This is a genomic window from Streptococcus sp. zg-86, assembly GCF_017639855.1.
Taxonomy (GTDB): domain Bacteria; phylum Bacillota; class Bacilli; order Lactobacillales; family Streptococcaceae; genus Streptococcus; species Streptococcus zhangguiae.
Window position 1 is genome coordinate 978,435 of the sequence record NZ_CP072115.1, and the last position, 15,069, is coordinate 993,503.

General features: G+C 41.0%; 14 protein-coding genes and 1 pseudogene. 14 read left to right on the top strand and 1 reads right to left on the bottom strand.

Annotation, left to right across the window (positions count from 1 at the left end; translation table 11 throughout):
* The first annotated feature begins 36 nt into the window (after positions 1-36).
* The 7 genes and pseudogenes from J5M87_RS04710 to J5M87_RS09865 form a co-directional block, all read left to right on the top strand.
* A complete protein-coding gene (locus J5M87_RS04710; RefSeq protein WP_154608569.1) occupies positions 37-996 on the top strand; it encodes an alpha/beta hydrolase in 960 nt (319 codons plus the stop codon).
* Positions 997-1,086: 90 nt separating this feature from the next.
* Positions 1,087-4,452 (top strand): SSURE domain-containing protein, encoded by a 3,366-nt coding sequence (locus tag J5M87_RS04715; RefSeq protein ID WP_154608568.1) that lies wholly within the window; start codon positions 1,087-1,089, stop codon positions 4,450-4,452.
* A 156-nt stretch (positions 4,453-4,608) separates the two neighbouring features.
* Positions 4,609-5,295 carry a response regulator transcription factor gene (locus tag J5M87_RS04720; RefSeq protein ID WP_154608567.1) on the top strand — a complete coding sequence of 229 codons (687 nt, stop codon included), beginning with the start codon at positions 4,609-4,611 and terminating at the stop codon, positions 5,293-5,295.
* Complete coding sequence (locus J5M87_RS04725; protein WP_154608566.1) at positions 5,296-6,327, top strand: sensor histidine kinase; 1,032 nt, start codon at positions 5,296-5,298, stop codon at positions 6,325-6,327.
* A 247-nt stretch (positions 6,328-6,574) separates the two neighbouring features.
* A complete protein-coding gene (locus J5M87_RS04730) occupies positions 6,575-7,921 on the top strand; it encodes an MATE family efflux transporter (RefSeq protein WP_154608565.1) in 1,347 nt (448 codons plus the stop codon).
* Between the two features lie 225 nt (positions 7,922-8,146).
* Complete coding sequence (locus J5M87_RS04735; RefSeq protein ID WP_154608564.1) at positions 8,147-8,353, top strand: hypothetical protein; 207 nt, start codon at positions 8,147-8,149, stop codon at positions 8,351-8,353.
* Positions 8,354-8,402: 49 nt separating this feature from the next.
* Positions 8,403-8,495, top strand: a pseudogene (locus tag J5M87_RS09865) (GTP pyrophosphokinase); the annotation flags it as partial.
* A 174-nt stretch (positions 8,496-8,669) separates the two neighbouring features.
* Here the strand turns inward: J5M87_RS09865 and J5M87_RS04740 are convergent.
* A complete protein-coding gene (locus J5M87_RS04740) occupies positions 8,670-8,855 on the bottom strand; it encodes a 4-oxalocrotonate tautomerase (RefSeq protein WP_154608563.1) in 186 nt (61 codons plus the stop codon).
* 154 nt (positions 8,856-9,009) lie between these two features.
* On the opposite strand from J5M87_RS04740, the gene J5M87_RS04745 reads away from it, so the two are divergent.
* Genes J5M87_RS04745 through J5M87_RS04775 form a run of 7 tightly spaced genes read left to right on the top strand, consistent with a single transcriptional unit; the run spans position 9,010 to position 14,929 of the window.
* On the top strand, positions 9,010-9,579 hold the full coding sequence (locus J5M87_RS04745; protein ID WP_119876664.1) for a thymidine kinase: 570 nt from the start codon (positions 9,010-9,012) through the stop codon (positions 9,577-9,579).
* Positions 9,580-9,587: 8 nt separating this feature from the next.
* Positions 9,588-10,667, top strand: coding sequence for a peptide chain release factor 1 (gene prfA, locus J5M87_RS04750; RefSeq protein WP_154608562.1), 1,080 nt, complete (start codon positions 9,588-9,590; stop codon positions 10,665-10,667).
* The gene (gene prmC, locus J5M87_RS04755; RefSeq protein WP_154608561.1) at positions 10,667-11,497 is read left to right on the top strand and encodes a peptide chain release factor N(5)-glutamine methyltransferase; all 831 of its coding nucleotides are present in this window, start codon (positions 10,667-10,669) and stop codon (positions 11,495-11,497) included. Before prfA ends, prmC begins: the two co-directional genes overlap by 1 nt.
* The gene (locus J5M87_RS04760; protein ID WP_154608560.1) at positions 11,490-12,095 is read left to right on the top strand and encodes an L-threonylcarbamoyladenylate synthase; all 606 of its coding nucleotides are present in this window, start codon (positions 11,490-11,492) and stop codon (positions 12,093-12,095) included. The genes prmC and J5M87_RS04760 overlap by 8 nt, the downstream gene beginning before the upstream one ends.
* Positions 12,092-13,348 carry a serine hydroxymethyltransferase gene (gene glyA / locus J5M87_RS04765; RefSeq protein ID WP_154608559.1) on the top strand — a complete coding sequence of 419 codons (1,257 nt, stop codon included), beginning with the start codon at positions 12,092-12,094 and terminating at the stop codon, positions 13,346-13,348. The genes J5M87_RS04760 and glyA overlap by 4 nt, the downstream gene beginning before the upstream one ends.
* Positions 13,349-13,353: 5 nt before the next feature.
* A complete protein-coding gene (locus J5M87_RS04770) occupies positions 13,354-14,328 on the top strand; it encodes a nucleoid-associated protein (RefSeq protein WP_154608558.1) in 975 nt (324 codons plus the stop codon).
* A gap of 1 nt (position 14,329) precedes the next feature.
* Positions 14,330-14,929, top strand: coding sequence for a lysozyme family protein (locus tag J5M87_RS04775; RefSeq protein WP_154608557.1), 600 nt, complete (start codon positions 14,330-14,332; stop codon positions 14,927-14,929).
* Positions 14,930-15,069 lie beyond the last annotated feature (140 nt).

The window sequence follows — 15,069 nt, forward strand, 5'->3', positions numbered from 1 at the left end:
AGCGTTCAGCAGATTCTTTTTTGAATAGGAGGAAAGATGAAGCGAAAATTTGTCATATTTGCTATGGTTTCCATACTTGGGATGGGGTTACTACTGAGTGCTTGTAGCAAGCAATCTATTCCTGCTACTAGTTCATCCAGTCATTCCTCGACCAGGAAATCAGATGCTAAAAGTAGCTCAAGAAAAGAAAATGCCAAAACAGATAAGGTAACACCCAGTCAGGAAATTGTGCAGGAAGAAGTGCTCATTCCACGGGATAAGAATCAGATTTACGGTCGTCTATTTGCGCCAGTAGGGTATCAAGACAAGCGGTTGCCTATGATTATTTTTTCACACGGCTTTAACAATACCTTGGAATTTGTCGCTTCCTATGCTGAAGAGCTTGCTCATAAGGGTTACTTGGTCTACGCTTTTGACTTTGTCGGAGGCAACACTCAAAGTAGAAGTGGAGGCAGTATGCTGGATATGTCTGTCTTTACCGAGCAATCAGATTTGCAGACGGTGTTAAATTATTGGCGTAATAAGGACTATGTGGATACGAATGCATTCATTCTTATGGGGTATAGTCAGGGAGGTGTTGTATCAACCCTTGTAGCGGGTGAAAATCCGCAGATTAAGGGGCTTGTGACCTTAAATGCCGCTTTTGTATTGTTTGATGATGCACGGGAATTATTTGAAGAGACAGCTAGCATTCCAGACATTTACAATCATAGAGGGACGAATCTTGGAAAAGTCTATTTTGAACGGCTTTTGGATTATGATATTTACCAACAAATGTCAAAAATTCAAGCAAGAGCGCTGATTATCCAAGGAAATCAAGATGATGTTGTTCCTTTACCTTATGCTGAGAGAGCAGCAGAGAGCATACCGAATGCACAATTAAAGGTGGTAGACGGAGCAAACCATATCTTTAGTGGTCAGGAAATTACAGAGGTTTTGATGTCAATTGATGACTATTTGCAAAATCTCTTACAAAACGAGATAAGTAATAAATAAGAAACACTTAAGAATTACTTAATAATTCGCTTACATCTGTTTAAGAATATTCTGCTACAATACGTGTATCAATACTAAAGGAGACCAGAAATGGCAAATAGAGAACGATATACAGTATTTTCAATTCGTAAGTTTAAAGCAGGAGTCGCTTCTGTCCTAATTGCTAGCGGATTAGTTATTTTCTTAGGACATCAGACAAGTGTTCAAGCGGATGAAATTTCAGAGTCTAAAATAGAAGAAATAAGTGCTCCTCAAGCGAATGAAGAAGCTCCAAAAATAAATGATGAGCAAGAAATTGAGCCGGTTTTAGAACAACAACGACCGAAAGAAGAGGAAGTTGGAATAAAAGCTACTGAAGGAGAAGAAAAAATCTCTGACGAGAGCCCTTTCAGAGCTCGTCCTGCTACGGATGTAACTCCTGATGTCGTGAAGAGTGAAATCAACGATACGATTAACGCTGAAACAGAATTACCTGCGGCTTACCTTGAAAAAGCAAATGCCGATGGTTCAGGACCTTTCCTTGCAGGTGTTAATAGTACTATTCCATTTGAAGCTTTTGGTGGAGACGGTATGTTGACTCGTACGCTTTTAAAAGAAGCTAAAGATGCTCCTTGGTCTGACAACGGTACAGCAAACAACCCAGCTATCTTGCCTGTTGAAAGTTTGCCACCAAAAACTTACTTCTACCAAGTAGCTCTTGACGGAGAAGCAACTGGTAAGACAGGGCAAGAATTAATTAACGCATTGAAAGATGCTGGTACGAACACTTACACTGCAACAGTCAATGTATTTGGAAATAAGAATGGACAAGCTGACGAAGACAATGTTGTGGCAACTCGCAAAGTGAAAGTGACAATCAATGGTTTGACTGCCGCAACAGATGTGAAGAAAGCAGTCGAAGAAAATATTAAAGCAGAAACCACTCTACCTGCAGCTTACCTTGAAAAAGCAAACGCTGACGGCTCAGGCCCATTCCTTGCAGGTGTCAATGGAACAATCCCATTTGAAGCTTTCGGCGGAGACGGCATGCTTACACGCTTGCTTCTTAAAGCATCTGAAAATGCTCCTTGGTCTGACAACGGTTCAGCGATGAACGCTCCTATCTTGCCACTTGATAAACTTGCAAAAGGGCAATACTTCTACCAAGTAGCCCTTGAGGGAGAAGCAGCAGGTAAGACTGGTAAAGACTTGCTTGATGCATTGAAAAAAGCTGGTACGAACACTTACACCGCAACTGTTAAGGTCTTCGGAAACAAAGACGGTAAAGCAGATGAAAGTAATGTTGTAGCAGAACGTCAAGTAAAACTCAACGTTAATGGTTTGACTGCCGCAACAGATGTGAAGAAAGCTGTTGAAGACAATATCAAAGCAGAAACCACTCTACCTGCTGCCTACCTTGAAAAAGCTAACGCTGACGGTTCTGGACCTTTCCTTGCTGGCGTTAATGGAACAATCCCATTTGAAGCCTTCGGTGGAGACGGCATGCTTACTCGCTTGCTCCTTAAAGCATCTGAAAATGCTCCTTGGTCTGACAACGGTGCAGACATGCACGCTCCTATCTTACCTCTTGATAAACTTGCAAAAGGTCAATACTTCTACCAAGTTTCTCTTAAAGAAGTTGCTGATAAGACAGGTCAAGAATTAATTACCGCATTGAAAGACGCTGGTACGCAAACTTACACTGCAATCGTTAAAGTCTTCGGAAACAAAGACGGTAAAGCTGATGAAAGCAATGTAGTCGCAACTCGTGAAGTAAAAGTGAACATCAATGGATTGACCGCTGTTGAAAGTGTGACAAAAGCTGTCGCTGAAAACATCAAAGCTGAAACAACTGTTCCTGCTGCCTACCTTGAAAAAGCTAACGCTGACGGTTCTGGACCTTTCCTTGCTGGGGTAAACGGAACAATTCCATTTGAAGCCTTCGGTGGGGACGGCATGCTTACTCGCTTATTGCTTAAGGCTTCTGAGACAGCTCCATGGTCTGACAACGGTTCAGACATGAATGCTCCTATCTTACCTCTTGATAAACTTGCAAAAGGGCAATACTTCTACCAAGTAGCTCTTGAGGGAGAAGATGTTGCTATGAAGACAGGTAAAGACTTGCTTGATGCATTGAAAAAAGCTGGTACGAACACTTACACTGCAACAGTCAATGTATTTGGAAACAAAGACGGTAAAGCTGACGAAAGCAATGTTGTAGCAACTCGCAAAGTGAAAGTGACAATCAATGGCTTGACTGCTGTTGAAGATGTGAAGAAAGCTGTCGAGGGCAACATCAAAGAAGAAACAACAGTTCCAGCAGCCTATCTTGAAAAGGCCAACGCAGACGGCACAGGTCCATTCCTTGCAGGTGTTAATGGAACAATTCCATTTGAATTCTTCGGTGGCGATGGCATGCTCACTCGCTTACTGCTTAAGGCTTCTGAGACAGCTCCTTGGTCTGATAATGGTTCAGCTAAAAACGCTCCTATCTTGCCACTTGATAAACTTGCAAAAGGGCAATACTTCTACCAAGTATCTCTTGAGGGAGAAGATGTTGCTATGAAGACTGGTAAAGACTTGCTTGATGCATTGAAAAAAGCTGGTACGAACACTTACACTGCAACAGTCAATGTATTTGGAAACAAAAACGGTAAGGCTGACGAAGACAATGTTGTGGCAACTCGCAAAGTGAAAGTGACAATCAATGGTTTAACTGCTGTTGAAAATGTGAAAGATGCTATTGAGTTGAATCTTAAGGCGAAGACAGAAGTACCAGCAGCCTATCTTGAAAAGGCCAACGCAGACGGCACAGGTCCTTTCCTTGCTGGGGTAAACGGAACAATTCCATTTGAATTCTTCGGTGGGGACGGCATGCTTACTCGCTTATTGCTTAAGGCTTCTGAGACAGCTCCATGGTCTGACAACGGTTCAGCGATGAACCCAGCTTTACAAGCACTTGAAAGTTTGACAAATGGTCAATACTTCTACCAAGTAGCCCTTGACGGACCTGCAACTGGCAAAACTGGTCAAGAATTACTTAACGCATTAAAAGCAGCTGGAACTCATACCTATACTGCAACCGTTAAGGTCTTCGGAAACAAAGACGGTAAAGCTGATGAAAGCAATGTTGTAGCAACTCGCCAAGTATTCCTATCTATATTTGGTTTTGGAGGCTCTACTCGCAAGATAGAAAAACAAACTGAACAAAATCAACTTCCAACTGCACCAGCCATGCCAAATAACATGGTGCAAAATTCTCAAACTCCTATGCAAGAGAATATGAAGGCTCAAGTAGATCAAGTTCATCCAATGACTAATATGAAACAAAATACAGCAGCAATGATGGATGACAAGATGATGAAAAAAGAGTTGCCACAGACAGGATCAGAAAGTTCAGCTACCCTTACGCTGATTGGAATGGCCTTGGCTAGCTTTGCAGGATTTGCTTTACGTAAAAAATCAGAAAACGAATGACATTCAATGATTTCTTGTCTACTTAGAAAAAATTTGCTTGTCCAATAAGAATAGGATATTGACTAAGTTTTTTTGAGAGTATGACTTGAAAGATTTGCCACAATAGTGTTATACTTGCAGAAGTATAGCACTATTTTGCATAAAGGAGGATTTGTGATGAATAAAACAATCTTATTGGTCGATGACGAGATTGAGATTACAGAAATCAATTGTCGCTATTTGTCTCAAGAAGGTTATACAGTTCATATTGCCCACAATGGAGCCGAAGCGCTAGAACTTTATAAAAAAGAATCCATTGCCTTGATTATCACGGACATCATGATGCCTATTATGGATGGCTATGACTTGATGAGTGAAGTTCAAGCTATCACGCCTGACCAGCCATTTTTGTTTATTACCGCAAAAACCTCTGATATGGATAAGATTTACTCGCTCAGCTTGGGAGCAGATGACTTTATCAGTAAACCCTTTAGTCCACGAGAATTGGTCTTGCGAGTCAATAATATCCTGCGTCGTATTCATCGTCATCAGCATCAGGAAGACCATATTCAAGTGGGTGATTTAAAAATTAACCAGATCACGCATCAAGCGTTTATCCAAAATAAGGAATTAAACTTGACCAATAAGGAATTTGATCTCCTTTGGATTTTGTTGAGCAATCCGCAACGTGTTTTTTCAAAAACAGAGCTTTATGACCGTGTCTGGCAGGAAGAATATATTGATGATACTAATACGCTTAATGTCCATATCCATGGTCTTCGGAATGCTCTTGCAAAATATGCGACCTCTGAAACGCCGACTATCAAGACGGTTTGGGGTCTAGGGTATAAATTGGAGGTATAAATGAAATTAAAATATTTTATTCTTATCGGCTATTTGACCTCCACCTTGATTATTTTCTTATCACTCATGTGGGCTGTCAATCGGATGCTGATTCCTGAAAAAGGGGAAATTTTTATTCTGTTGACAACGCTTGTTGCTAGTCTTGTTGGTGCTTTTGTCAGTCTGATGTTGATGAGTCGGGTGTTTACATCCTTAGAAAAGCTAACTAAGCATATTGAAGGAATTTCTCAAAATCATTTTGAAACCATTGATGATATTCAAAGCCCGATTGAATTTCAGGAATTTGCTCAAACCTTAAATACCATGACTTCAAAGTTAGAGGATAGCTTTCAGTCATTAGAGATCAGCGAAAAAGAAAAAAATACGATGATTGCGCAGCTCTCGCACGATATTAAAACACCGATTACCTCTATTCAGGCGACGGTTGAGGGAATGCTGGATGGTCTGATTTTAGAAAATGAACGCGATTATTATCTCAAAACCATTCGTAGGCAGACAGATCGGCTCAATAAATTGGTCGAATCTCTCAATAATGTCACTCTCAACGCTCTTGAGCGAGAAGAAGGCCCCTTACAAGCTATTTTTATCGATAAGCTACTAATTGATACCTTGTCAGAGTTTCAATTGAAGTTGGACCAAGAAGGTCGAGAGGTGGACATTCAGGTAGAACCTGCCTCTGCTAAAATAATAAGTGATTATGATAAGCTCTTGCGCATTTTAGTCAATCTCGTTAGCAATGCACTCAAATATTCTCCGAGTGGATCGCCCTTGCAAATTCATGCTGTCTTAACGGATGACCAGCTCAAAATCACCGTTGAAGACCAAGGACAAGGTATTCCTAAGGAAGAATTGCATAAGATTTTTAAACTCCTCTACCGCGTAGAATCTTCTCGCAATATGAATACAGGTGGCTATGGCTTGGGCTTGTATATTGCACAAGAATTGGCTCATCAACTCAATGGACAGATTACAGTACAAAGTGAATTGGGTCAGGGATCGGCTTTTTCGCTCACTTTACGGACGAGAGAGTAGCTTTTTCCATGGAAAGAAAGTAGGATACAAGAATCAGAAGGCTGGCAGAAATGCTTGACCTTCCTTTTTATGTTCTTTAAGTTGACATTTGTTCATTTCTTTCTTAAAATGAGGTATTATAGTGGATTTAGAAAGGAATGGGACAAGGTAAGGAGCAGCAGATAGAACTGACATTCAGCAAAGCGATTTAACGGTGTCTTAACTTTTATTTAATTCACATAGTATATGTTAGAAACTAGGAGTATTCATGTACCAAACAGCAACTTGGCGAGAAAAAATCCGCCTATTTATCCAGATTTTTGTGCCTATTTTAATTTATCAATTTGCAAACTTTTCAGCCAGTTTTATCGATACTATGATGACTGGTCAATACAGTACGGTTGATTTAGCCGGCGTTTCGATGGCAACTAGTTTGTGGAATCCTTTTTTTGCCTTATCGACGGGAATTGTTTCAGCTCTTGTTCCTATTATTGGACAGCATTTAGGCAGCGGTGCTAAGGAATCTATTCGTAAAGAGCTACACCAATTTATCTATTTAGCCCTTGGTCTTGCTCTGATTTTACTGCTTCTTGTCTTTGGAGGAGCTGTGCCTATTTTGGGAATGCTTCATCTGGAAAAGGCAGTCTTTCAAGTTGCAGAGCGCTATCTTTTTTACATTTCGATTGGGATTTTTCCTCTCTTGTTATTTAGCGTTTTTCGTTCCTTTTTTGATTCTCTTGGCTTAACAAGACTATCCATGTATTTGATGCTCTTGATTGTGCCTTTTAACTCCTTTTTCAATTATCTGTTGATTTATGGAAGATGGGGCTTACCAAGACTGGGAGGAGCAGGTACAGGATTGGGAACAGCCCTTTCTTATTGGGCGGTTCTGCTGATTGTCCTTATGGTGATGTATCGTCATCCCAAAATCAAGGAATATCAAATTTGGAAGATTAGCGCCCTTGATTGGTCCTTTATAAAAGAAGATTTGAGAATCGGCCTGCCAATTGGATTACAGATTTTTGCGGAAGTAGCGATTTTTGCTGTTGTTGGACTCTATATGTCTAAATTCTCTTCACAGGTCATTGCCTCACACCAAGCTGCTATGAACTTTGCGACCTTGCTCTATGCCTTCCCACTGAGTATTTCTTCAGCTCTACCAATTGTGATTTCTTATGAAATTGGTGCCAAGCGTTATCAAGATGTCAGAGCATATAGTCGTTTGGGCCGTTTGAGTGCATTCGGTTTTGCCTCCCTAACCTTGTCTTTCCTGTATTTCTTTAGACCAATGGTGGCAACTCTGTATGGTCATGATCCAGCCTTTATTGGGCTAACGTCTCAATTTTTGACCTATGCCCTGTTTTTCCAATTGGCTGATGCTTTTACAGCACCGATACAAGGTATTTTACGAGGCTACAAGGATACGACGATTCCCTTTATTATTGGGCTTGTCTCTTACTGGAGTATGACCTTCCCGATTGCCTTTTTACTTGATAGCCGGACATCACTAGGTCCGTTTGCTTATTGGATTGGCCTTGTTGTGGGAATTTTCATATGTGGAATCTGTCTGAATCTGCGCTTGCGTAGTATTGCCAAACGAGCAGAAAAAGATTAAGATATAGTGAATTGAATAAAGGTTAGGGCATCGTTAAGTCGCTTTGATGAACGCCAGTTCTATCTGCAGCTCCTTGTCTTGTCCTATTCCTTTCTCAATCCACTATAATATACCAATGCTTTGGAGCTTTCCAAGGCTTTTTTTGGTATAATAGAATCATATTTATTATAGAATAGTAGCTAATGCATATAACAGCAGGACAAGTATAGGTTGGTGAGATAGACTATGGAGGCAAAGTATTTCTTTATTAAAACGAAACATTCTAAAATTGTTCGTTATTGTAATGGGATAACGGAGGTTTATTCTGTGTCTGATGGTTGGGTGGAGAATGAGGCATGGTATGACCGTTTATTTTTTGGAGATTTTTCAGATTACGAGGAAGTGACCGAACGAGAAGCTAATATGTTCATTTCAGGAGTAAATGCTACATGAATGCTAGTAATCTTACAACTAAAGCTCTTAAACGTCAAACGGATAAAGTTATATTGATCATCCCAAAATGGTGACTAGTTTTATAAAAACAGATGACGAACAGGCAGTTGCTTATCTGCATGATGTTATCGAAAATACTTCATCATATTTTTGAAGTTGACTCCCATATAATAGAAACACTTAGAAATGTTGGTAGAGCAGTATTGTTAAGTATTTTTTCAAGCAAAAGAAAAAAGATTGAAGAAACTTATCCAAGATGGACTTTTTCTTCAATCCGAGACTTGCGTGGACAAGTCTAAAATTAGTCTAGCAGGTTCTACCCTTTCCGCTTCATTTCGCCGTGAGGGTAGTAGGTGCCTTCTGGCATGTCGTTGATGAAGACATGAATGGCTTCTTTTGGAGTATTGGTATTACGAGAGACGACTTCTGTCACTTCACGTGCTAAGGCAATTTTTTGTTCTTCAGTCCGTCCTTCAAATAAGTCAATTCGTACAAATGGCATAAGATTCTCCTTTTTCTTTACTAGGACTAGTATAGCATATTTATTAGTAGAGCGATAGCTGAACGGAAACGCTTTTTTCATTTTCTCTAGTACCGCATTTGCTGAATTTATGGTAGAATGGAATGAATGAGTTTGATAGATTGGAAAGAAAAAAGTGGCTCAATTTTATTTTAAATATGGCTCCATGAATTCTGGAAAGACCATTGAGATTTTGAAAGTGGCGCATAACTACGAGGAACAGGGCAAGAATGTGGTTATCATGACCTCAGCGTTGGACACACGCGCAGGTGTGGGAGTGGTTGCTAGTCGTATCGGAATGCAGCGAGAAGCAGTTGCCATTACAACGGAGATGAATGTCTATGATTACATTGCAAATTTGTCCTTAAAACCCTACTGTGTGCTCATTGATGAAGCTCAGTTTTTGACCAAGCAACATGTGTATGATTTTGCGCGTGTGGTTGATGAATTAGATGTGCCGGTCATGGCCTTCGGTCTCAAAAATGATTTTCGCAATGACTTATTTGAAGGTTCTAAGCACTTGCTCCTTTTAGCTGATAAGCTAGATGAGATTAAGACCATTTGTCAATATTGTTCCAAAAAGGCAACTATGGTCTTGCGCACAGTGAATGGTGAGCCGGTTTATGAGGGAGAGCAGATTCAAATTGGGGGCAATGAAACCTATATCCCTGTGTGTCGTAGACACTATTTTGCACCAGAAAGATAGGAGAAAAGATGAATATTTATGATCAATTACAGGCGGTAGAAGATCGCTATGACGAACTTGGAGAGTTATTAAGTGATCCAGATGTCGTCAGCGATACCAAGCGTTTTATGGAGTTGTCAAAGGAAGAAGCGGCAACCCGTGATACGGTAACAGCCTACCGTGAGTACAAAAAGGTGCTTCAAAACATCATTGATGCCGAGGAAATGATCAAGGATGCTTCTGGTGATGCGGACTTGGAAGAAATGGCCAAGGAAGAACTCAAGACAGCCAAGGCTGATAAGGAAGCATACGAGGAAAAATTAAAGATTTTGCTCCTACCTAAAGATCCAAACGACGACAAAAATATCATCTTGGAAATCCGTGGAGCAGCTGGTGGAGATGAAGCAGCCCTCTTTGCAGGAGATTTGCTAACCATGTACCAGAAATTTGCAGAAAGCCAAGGCTGGCGCTTTGAAGTCATGGAGGCTTCTTATAATGGCGTTGGTGGGATAAAAGAAGTTGTTGCTATGGTATCTGGACAATCGGTTTATTCTAAGTTGAAATATGAATCAGGCGCCCACCGTGTGCAGCGTGTACCAGTTACAGAAAGCCAAGGGCGTGTTCATACCTCAACGGCAACGGTCTTGATTATGCCAGAAATCGAAGAGGTCGAGTATGACATTGATCCAAAAGACTTGCGGATTGACATTTACCATGCCTCAGGTGCTGGTGGACAGAACGTCAACAAGGTTGCAACAGCCGTTCGGATTGTCCATTTGCCAACCAATATCAAGGTAGAAATGCAGGAAGAACGAACTCAGCAGAAAAACCGTGATAAGGCGATGAAGGTCATTCGGGCTCGTGTTGCCGACCACTTTGCCCAAATTGCCCAAGATGAGCAAGATGCAGAGCGTAAGTCAACGATTGGTACGGGAGATCGTTCAGAGCGGATTCGTACCTACAATTTCCCTCAAAACCGTGTGACGGATCACCGTATTGGTTTAACGCTTCAAAAACTCGATACGATTTTATCTGGTAAAATGGACGAGGTAATTGATGCCTTGGTGCTCTATGACCAAACGCAAAAATTAGAAGAGTTGAATAAATAATGAATTACGCGCAATTGTTTTCACATTATGAAAGCAAGTTGGATGAGATAGGAGAAGAGCCAGAAAGTCTAGCTTATACCTTTCGTGCATTGAAGCAGCTGACTCTGACAGATTTTGTTTTATTGCTGACGAAAGAAGTAACGAAAGACGATAAGAATCTGTTAGAGATGATTTTTCAGCAGCTAGCCCAGCATGTTCCAGCCCAATACATTATTGGAAAGACAAATTTTCATGGTTTGGAATTTTCAGTAGATTCAAGAGTGTTAATTCCTCGTCCTGAGACAGAAGAGCTAGTTGACCTCATTCTGACAGAAAATAATGCAACGAACCTTGCGGTACTCGACATTGGAACAGGAAGCGGTGCTATTGCAATTAGTCTTGCTAAGGTGCAGCAGAACTGGAAGGTAATAGCCTCAGACATTTCACTAGATGCTCTTGCTGTTGCTCAGGAAAATGCAAAGCAGAATCAAATCGAACTTGCCTTTGTCCAGTCCAATGTTTGGCAGGACATCAAGGGACAATATGACATCATCGTCTCCAATCCCCCCTATATCGCACGAGCAGATGTGGAAGAAGTTGGCTTAAATGTGCTTCATTCAGAGCCGCACACAGCCTTATTTGCAGAAGAAGACGGGCTTGCTATTTATCGACAGATTGCAGAAAGAGCAGCAGAATTTCTGACGGAAAAAGGGAAAATTTACCTAGAAATCGGGTATAAACAGGGACAACAAGTAAAAGACCTTTTCCAAACTGCCTTTCCAGAAAAACGCGTCCGCGTTCTCAAAGACCAATTTGGACAAGATAGGATGGTGGTGGTGGATCATGGATAAGATTGCACAAATTTTAGAAACTGGTGGAGCAGTCGTACTCCCTACGGAAACAGTCTATGGCTTGTTTGGTCGAGCCTTAGATAAAGAAGCTGTCCAGCGTGTCTATGATCTCAAAAAACGCCCGCTAGATAAGGCGATGAACTTAAATGTTGCCTCTTTAGAAGAGGTTCTAGCCTTTTCCAAAAATCAACCAGCATTTTTACCGAAGCTCGTTGACCGTTTTTTACCTGGGCCCTTGACCATTATTTTACAGGCAAATGACCAAGTTCCTCACTGGGTTAATTCTGGAATGAAGACAGTTGGTTTTCGGATTCCTAGCCACCCTGTGACACTTGATTTGATTACATCATTTGGACCTCTGATTGGACCGTCCGCGAATCTTTCTGGCAAGACCAGTGGTGTCTTGTTTGATCAGATTATAGAGGACTTCCATGGAGAGGTTATTGGGGTAAAAGATGATGGTTTCTTAACAGGACAAGATTCCACCATTTTGGACTTGTCAGGGGAGGAAGCCCAGATTTTACGCCAAGGCGCTATCACTCGCGAGGACCTTCTCGCTCAGCTACCAGAACTCACATTTAAAGGAGAAAACGCATGATTTTTGATAAAGAAGATTACAAGGCATTTGATAAAGAACTATGGGATGCTATTTCTGCAGAAGAACAGCGCCAGCAACACAATATTGAATTGATTGCTTCAGAAAATGTTGTTTCAAAAGCAGTCATGGCAGCTCAAGGTTCTATTTTGACCAATAAATATGCAGAAGGCTATCCTAGTCGCCGTTATTATGGTGGAACGGAGTGCGTAGATATCGTGGAAAGTCTTGCGATTGAGCGTGCTAAGGAAATCTTTGGGGCAAAATTTGCCAATGTCCAGCCTCATTCTGGTAGCCAAGCCAATTGTGCAGCCTATATGGCCTTGATTGAACCAGGCGATACGGTCATGGGAATGGACTTGGCAGCAGGCGGTCACTTGACCCATGGAGCAGCCGTTAGTTTTTCTGGACAAACTTACAACTTTGTCGCCTACAATGTCGATAAGGAAACAGGCTTGCTTGACTACGATGCTCTTTTAGCCCAAGCAAAAGAAGTACAACCAAAACTCATTGTTGCAGGTGCTTCTGCCTATGCTCGTATCATTGATTTTGCAAAATTCCGTGAAATCGCAGATAGCGTTGGTGCAAAACTTATGGTTGATATGGCACATATCGCTGGACTTGTCGCAGCTGGTTTACATCCAAATCCAGTCCCTTATGCTCATATCACGACAACAACGACTCACAAAACCCTCCGTGGACCTCGTGGTGGCTTGATTTTGACCAATGATGAAGAATTAGCTAAAAAAATCAATTCAGCGATTTTCCCTGGTATCCAAGGTGGACCACTGGAACACGTGATTGCTGCCAAAGCAGTTGCCTTCAAGGAAGTTTTAGATCCAGCCTTTAAGGAGTATGCTCAAAATGTCATTGCAAATAGCAAGGCTATGGCAGATGTTTTCCTAGCGCATGACAAATTCCAAGTCATCACAGGTGGAACAGATAATCACCTCTTCCTTGTTGATGTGACCAAGGTCGTTGAAAATGGAAAAGTAGCCCAAAATCTCTTGGACGAAGTCCATATTACCTTAAATAAAAACTCCATTCCATTTGAAACCTTGTCACCATTTAAGACAAGTGGTATTCGAATTGGTTCTGCAGCGATTACTGCTCGTGGATTCGGTATTGACGAAGCGCGCAAGGTGGCTGAATTGACCATTAAGGCCTTGGAAAATGCAGACAATGAAGCAGTTCTTGAAGAAGTACGCCAAGAAGTACGGGCCTTGACAGATGCCTTTCCGCTTTATGAGGCTTAACCTTCATGGACATCTATATTAAAGAAGCCGTTATTCACCAGTTTAGTCCAGAAGATACTGAACTAATTCTAGCAGATAAGGTCTTAACGATTACTCCAAAGATTGAGGAATATCTCCGAAAGAAGATTGAACGTTCCTATTCCGATGAAGCAAAGACTGGTCAATTGGGGGCTGAAAGCCCCTTTCTTGACTATCTGTCAGATGATTTGCTAGCGAGTTCTGTCTCGATTGCCAATCTGTGGAAAGAAGAATTTTCCGTCTCAGAAAATCTCAAAACCAACGACTTGGTTTTTGTCCGCTTTGAGAAAAACGGAGTGGAACATTTTGCCTTTTTACGTATCTCACTTCGAGAAAATTTAGTCCATGTAGGGGCAGAAAGCGATAGTCCCCTTAAACTCACTCAGAATAATCTGCCTAGTGCAGGTTCTGCTCCCGATGAAGCTCTGATTCTCAACTTGCAAAACTATAAATACCATCTGATTGAAAAACGGATTAAGTACAATGGAACCTTCTTAAATTATTTTTCAGATAATGTCCTACAAGACAATCCAGTTATCTCAGCCAAGAAATCAATCAAGGCAGTTGAGCAAACAGCTCAAAAAATTGCAGAGAATTTCAACCAAGCTGATTTCCAATTCCAATCCAAAATCAAGTCAGCTATTTTCAATCATCTGGAAGAAGACAATGCCCTATCACCAGAGAAATTGGCCAATCAACTTTTTGATGATAACTTAACTGCCCGCCTGACATTTGTGGACGAGCTCAAAGATATCATTCCAGAAAGAGTGAGCTTTGAGGAAATTGATAGTAGTCGACAATTGAAAAAATTTGAAAATCAGAAATTATCCCTCTCAAATGGGATTGAACTGATTGTTCCAACCACTATTTATGAGGATGCTGAGTCTGTTGAATTTATTCAGAATGATAACGGAACTTACTCTATCCTCATCAAGAATATAGAAGATATTAAGAGCAAATAACATGAGAAAACTAACAAGAACGATTGCCCTCATCGTCCTTGTTTTTCTAGCTTACCAATTCTACAAAGTGCACCAAGCTGTCAAACAGGTCATGACCTATCAACCTATGGTGCAGGAAATCTTGGCCGAAAATGATACCAAGGCTAATGAAGAATTAGTGCTAGCAATGATTTACACGGAAACGAAGGGGCAGCAAGCTGATGTCATGCAATCAAGCGAATCAGCTTCAGGATATGCAGATACCATTACAGATAGCAAGGAAAGTATCCGCCAGGGTGTCGAGTACCTTACTCAAAATCTAACCTTTGCAGAAGAAGCCAAGGTCGATGTTTGGACAGCTGTTCAAGCCTATAATTATGGACCAGCTTATATTGATTACATTGCCCAAAACGGTGGGAAAAATACGATTGAGCTAGCAACGACCTATTCAAGAGAAGTGGTTGCCCCTAGTCTTGGGAATACCACCGCCGCAACCTATACCTATTATCACCCCATGGCTCTGTTAAACGGTGGCAAACTCTATGTGAATGGTGGCAATATCTATTATTCCAGACAGGTACGATTCAATGTTTATCTGATTCGGTTGATGAGTGCGATATAAGAAGTTCATACAGATGCTTTCTAAGATAGGGAGCATCTTTTTTTGATTGTAACATAAATAAAAAATAGTTCTCAAATTACTATAAAAAATGAGAAAATTGATATATAATAAAGATAATCAGTAATAAAATTTTTGGCTGG

What these genes read in the sequence shown, in the direction of transcription:
- J5M87_RS04710 (WP_154608569.1), top strand. Translation starts at nt 37, where the DNA reads ATGAAGCGAAAATTTGTCATATTTGCTATGGTTTCCATACTTGGGATG.
- J5M87_RS04715 (WP_154608568.1), top strand. Translation starts at nt 1,087, where the DNA reads ATGGCAAATAGAGAACGATATACAGTATTTTCAATTCGTAAGTTTAAA.
- J5M87_RS04720 (WP_154608567.1), top strand. Translation starts at nt 4,609, where the DNA reads ATGAATAAAACAATCTTATTGGTCGATGACGAGATTGAGATTACAGAA.
- J5M87_RS04725 (WP_154608566.1), top strand. Translation starts at nt 5,296, where the DNA reads ATGAAATTAAAATATTTTATTCTTATCGGCTATTTGACCTCCACCTTG.
- J5M87_RS04730 (WP_154608565.1), top strand. Translation starts at nt 6,575, where the DNA reads ATGTACCAAACAGCAACTTGGCGAGAAAAAATCCGCCTATTTATCCAG.
- J5M87_RS04735 (WP_154608564.1), top strand. Translation starts at nt 8,147, where the DNA reads ATGGAGGCAAAGTATTTCTTTATTAAAACGAAACATTCTAAAATTGTT.
- J5M87_RS04740 (WP_154608563.1), bottom strand. Translation starts at nt 8,855, where the DNA reads ATGCCATTTGTACGAATTGACTTATTTGAAGGACGGACTGAAGAACAA.
- prfA (WP_154608562.1), top strand. Translation starts at nt 9,588, where the DNA reads ATGAATATTTATGATCAATTACAGGCGGTAGAAGATCGCTATGACGAA.
- prmC (WP_154608561.1), top strand. Translation starts at nt 10,667, where the DNA reads ATGAATTACGCGCAATTGTTTTCACATTATGAAAGCAAGTTGGATGAG.
- J5M87_RS04760 (WP_154608560.1), top strand. Translation starts at nt 11,490, where the DNA reads ATGGATAAGATTGCACAAATTTTAGAAACTGGTGGAGCAGTCGTACTC.
- glyA (WP_154608559.1), top strand. Translation starts at nt 12,092, where the DNA reads ATGATTTTTGATAAAGAAGATTACAAGGCATTTGATAAAGAACTATGG.
- J5M87_RS04770 (WP_154608558.1), top strand. Translation starts at nt 13,354, where the DNA reads ATGGACATCTATATTAAAGAAGCCGTTATTCACCAGTTTAGTCCAGAA.
- J5M87_RS04775 (WP_154608557.1), top strand. Translation starts at nt 14,330, where the DNA reads ATGAGAAAACTAACAAGAACGATTGCCCTCATCGTCCTTGTTTTTCTA.